This window comes from Amycolatopsis sp. NPDC006131 (assembly GCF_040614175.1).
Lineage (GTDB): Bacteria > Actinomycetota > Actinomycetes > Mycobacteriales > Pseudonocardiaceae > Amycolatopsis_E > Amycolatopsis_E tucumanensis.
The window spans coordinates 1-3,428 of record NZ_JBEXTX010000227.1 but is presented as its reverse complement, the minus strand read 5'-3'; the positions used below and the strand labels follow the sequence as shown (position 1 = coordinate 3,428).

Genomic DNA, 3,428 nt, shown 5'->3' with positions numbered 1-3,428 from the left:
TTGGCATGTTCGGCCGCCGGTTGGCGGCCTGGGTTGCGGCCCTGGCTCAAGGTGATCGTTGCGTGTCAGGCGACGGGATGACCACCCAGCTCGGGTTTGTTCAAAGCCTTGCGCTGCGCGCTTTAGCTCACTGCGTTTGCCAGTGCTTTGGCGTCTTCTTCGCCGAACGTTTCTTCCAGTTGTTCGGGGGAGTAGTCGAGGTCGATCTGGCCGACCGGGACTCCTCGTGCCGATTCGATGGCGCCTAGGCGGCGTTGTGCCCGGTCGGCCGCGTACTCGATGAACTCCTGCGGGTCGTTGTCGAACGGGCGCGGCTCTTCGAACTGGTCCTGCACCCATTGGATCATCCCGAGCGCGTGCGGCAGCAGTTCGCCCATGCGCTGCTGGACCGCGTCCCACAGGGAATCGTCGGCCGCGATGTGTCGTCGGCAGGTGAAGGTGCCCCACGCCATGTGGCGACGTTCGTCGTCGCCGATGTGCTTCACCAGTTGCTGCATGCCGGGCAGGATGCCGCGCGTGGTGCAGACCTTTTGCCACGCGTAGTAGCCCGTCAGCGCCAGGCTGCCTTCGATCACGTGGTTGTAGGTGACGCTCGCGCGGATCTGGTTCAGCGGGCTCGGGTCGTGCTCCAGCACGGCGAGCGACTCCGGCAGCTCCTCGTAGAACAGCTTGCGGTAGTGCGGGTTCTCACTCACGTACGAGGTCAGGTCCTCCGTCAGCCCCACCGCGTCCATCCACCGGCGGAAGACCTCCGTGTGCTTGGCCTCCTCGAAGCAGAACTGGGTCAGGTACATCTCGTCGCCGAACCGGCCCTCGGCGGCCATCGCCTTCATGAACGGCTGGATGTCCTCCGTCACCGCCTCCTCGCCGGCGATGAACTGCGCGCACAGGTACGTCGACGACCGGCGCTCCTCGTCGGTGAGGGTCTGCCAGTCCTCGGCGTCCTTGCTGAAGTCGATGTCGGCCGGGTTCCAGAACTTCCGGTTCCCCTTCACGAACAGGCGCAACGGGAACGAATCCCAGTTCAGCCCGCCCCGGCGCAGCGAGGCGAATCCGGTGCGGTGCGCGGGCAGGGTTCCAGTCATGTCGCTCACTCCATTGTGGACGAGTAGTGGGTGATGGCCGGTGCGAGCGCGGCGCAGACCAGGTCGGCCGCCTCGGCCGCGGAATGGGTCGGCAGCACCAGGTGGCTCAACGAGAGCCGCACCGCGGTCTCGGCGAGCAGGTTCGCGGCCTCGGTGCTGAGGGTGGGCAGGAACTGGCGGTAGTGCGTCGCGGCGGTGGCCATCGCCGCGGACAGCACCGGCTCACCCCGGGTGGTGAGCAGCGGCAGCAGGTCCTCGCCCTGGGGCGTGCCCAGCGCGGAGGCGACCAGGCGGTTCTCCCTGGCGTGTTCGATCGTGTAGGTGACCGCGCCCCGGATGCCGGTCAGCAGATCGGGCGCCGACGCGAACCGCTGGTGGATGCCGTCCAGGAACTCGCCCGTGGTGCGCAGGACGACCGCCTGCACGAGCGCGTTCTTGTTGCCGAACTCGTTGTAGACCGTCTGACGGCTGACCCCGGCCGCCGACGCCACGTCCGCCATCCGCAGGGCCGCGTAGCCCCGCGCCGCCAGGATGTCGGCCGCCGCGTCGAGCAGGGTCTCCCGGAGCGAAGTCCTGGTCCGCTCCACGAACGAGTCGGTGATCTCAGTCACAAGAACAGCTTGACACACGTTGTCCTGGTGTCAAGGAAGTTGACTCGAACGGCGTCAATGTAAAGCGGTTGTGAGATGCCGGCCGGAACTGTCGGTGGGTCCGGCTACCGTGGCTGTCGTGGGAACAGCCGTCGGATTCGACCTGGACATGACGCTCATCGATCCACGGCCGGGCATGGTCGCGGTGATGAACGCGCTCGGCGAGGAGGCGGGCCTGCCGCTGGACGGTGAGCACTTCGCCGCCAACCTCGGCCCGCCGCTGGACATGGTGCTGCGTGACTTCGGCGCGCCCGAAGACCGCATCGGCGCGCTCGTCGACCGTTTCCGCCAGCTGTACCCGGAGATCGTGATCCCGGAGACCGTCGCCCTGCCCGGCGCGCACGAGGCGCTCGCCGCGGTGCACGAGGCCGGCGGTCGCACGGTCGTCGTCACCGGCAAGTACGGCCCGAACGCGGCGCTGCACGTGAAGGCGCTCGGCCTCGCCGTCGACGTGCTCGTGGGTGAGCTGTGGTCGGACGGCAAGGCGGTGGCGCTGCGCGAGCACGGCGCGACGATCTACGCCGGTGATCACCTGGGTGACGTGCGGGGTGCGCTGGCGGCCGGTGCGGTGCCGGTGGGTGTGACGACGGGCCCCTGCACCCGCGACGAGTTGCTGGCGGCGGGGGCCGAGGTGGTCTTCGAGAGCCTGGCGGAGTTCCCGGCCTGGCTCAGCCGGCAGCCGCTTTCCGGTGCTCGCGAACCAGTGAGATGAGCGACAGGGCGATGCCGAGGGGAGTGGCCACCCCGGCGACGGCGCTCAGCCACACCGGGAGATCCCGCAGGCCGAACGCGAACAGGACGAACACAGCCAGCACGGCCAGCACGCCGACGGCGAACACACCGATCCCGAGCCGCATGAGGAACGGCTTGCGCGGGGAAGTCTTGGCCGGAGTATCCATGGCACAAGGTTAGAACCCATATCTTCTTCACCGGAGGGCGCATACCGGGATAGGCTGGCGGATACGCGTCCTGGGTACGCCCAGGGCGCGTTCGTCGTGCAGGGCGGTCACGTGCCGCCGGTACGCGAGATGACTTACTCAGAGCGAAGGAACGGTGAGGGCAGTGCCGACCGGCAAGGTCAAGTGGTACGACGCGGAGAAGGGGTTCGGTTTCGTCACCCAGGACGGCGGCCAGGACGTCTACATCCGCAAGACCGCGCTCCCCCAAGGGGTCGAGGCACTCAAGGCAGGCCAGCGGCTGGAGTTCGGCGTAGCCGACGGCCGTCGTGGCCCGCAGGCCCTGTCCGTTCGGCTGATCGACAGCCTGCCCTCGGTCGCCGAAGCGCGCCGCCGCCCGGCGGAGGAGCTGCACGGCCTGATCGAGGACATGATCAAGCTGCTCGAGATGAAGGTGCAGCCGGACCTGCGCCGCGGCCGCTACCCCGACCGCAAGAACACCAAGCGGATCGCGGAAGTGATGCGCGCGGTGGCCCGCGACCTCGACCCGTAAGCCAGCTCACAGGGGGAGGGCAGACCTCGCAACCGCCACCCGGCAACGAACGCCAACCACCCCCACGAGCCACCCCTCTCCCGCAACCCGATCCCCAGCCAAATCGGTTGCCGAGCCAACGGGTCAAGGCACGCTTTCCCGCCTTGACGCGGTGTCTCGGCAACCGAACACTGAGAGATCGGGTTCGGGAGGGGCAGATCCGGGCGTAGCGAAGCGAAGCCGGCGCTTCCAGCCGCGCGCAGCG

At 68.3% G+C, this 3,428-nt stretch carries 5 protein-coding genes; 2 read left to right on the top strand and 3 right to left on the bottom strand.

Annotated features, from left to right (window positions below; all coding sequences use genetic code 11):
- Positions 1 to 122 precede the first annotated feature (122 nt).
- Positions 123 to 1,085, bottom strand: coding sequence for a R2-like ligand-binding oxidase (locus ABZ215_RS43505; protein WP_020416908.1), 963 nt, complete (start codon positions 1,083 to 1,085; stop codon positions 123 to 125).
- Between the two features lie 5 nt (positions 1,086 to 1,090).
- A complete protein-coding gene (locus ABZ215_RS43500; protein WP_020416907.1) occupies positions 1,091 to 1,696 on the bottom strand; it encodes a TetR family transcriptional regulator in 606 nt (201 codons plus the stop codon).
- Positions 1,697 to 1,814: 118 nt separating this feature from the next.
- Here ABZ215_RS43500 and ABZ215_RS43495 point away from each other — a divergent pair, with 118 nt between their 5' ends.
- Positions 1,815 to 2,447, top strand: coding sequence for an HAD family hydrolase (locus ABZ215_RS43495; RefSeq protein WP_020416906.1), 633 nt, complete (start codon positions 1,815 to 1,817; stop codon positions 2,445 to 2,447).
- Here ABZ215_RS43495 and ABZ215_RS43490 read toward each other — a convergent pair.
- Positions 2,404 to 2,634: a hypothetical protein gene (locus tag ABZ215_RS43490; protein ID WP_017985245.1), complete on the bottom strand. Its 231-nt coding sequence runs from the start codon at positions 2,632 to 2,634 to the stop codon at positions 2,404 to 2,406. The genes ABZ215_RS43495 and ABZ215_RS43490 overlap by 44 nt on opposite strands.
- A 163-nt stretch (positions 2,635 to 2,797) precedes the next feature.
- On the opposite strand from ABZ215_RS43490, the gene ABZ215_RS43485 reads away from it, so the two are divergent.
- A complete protein-coding gene (locus tag ABZ215_RS43485) occupies positions 2,798 to 3,184 on the top strand; it encodes a cold-shock protein (protein ID WP_017985244.1) in 387 nt (128 codons plus the stop codon).
- The last annotated feature ends 244 nt before the right edge of the window (positions 3,185 to 3,428 follow it).

Bases quoted from the DNA above. Each gene is read 5' to 3' on its own strand.
- ABZ215_RS43505 (WP_020416908.1), bottom strand. From the start codon at position 1,085: ATGACTGGAACCCTGCCCGCGCACCGCACCGGATTCGCCTCGCTGCGC.
- ABZ215_RS43490 (WP_017985245.1), bottom strand. From the start codon at position 2,634: ATGGATACTCCGGCCAAGACTTCCCCGCGCAAGCCGTTCCTCATGCGG.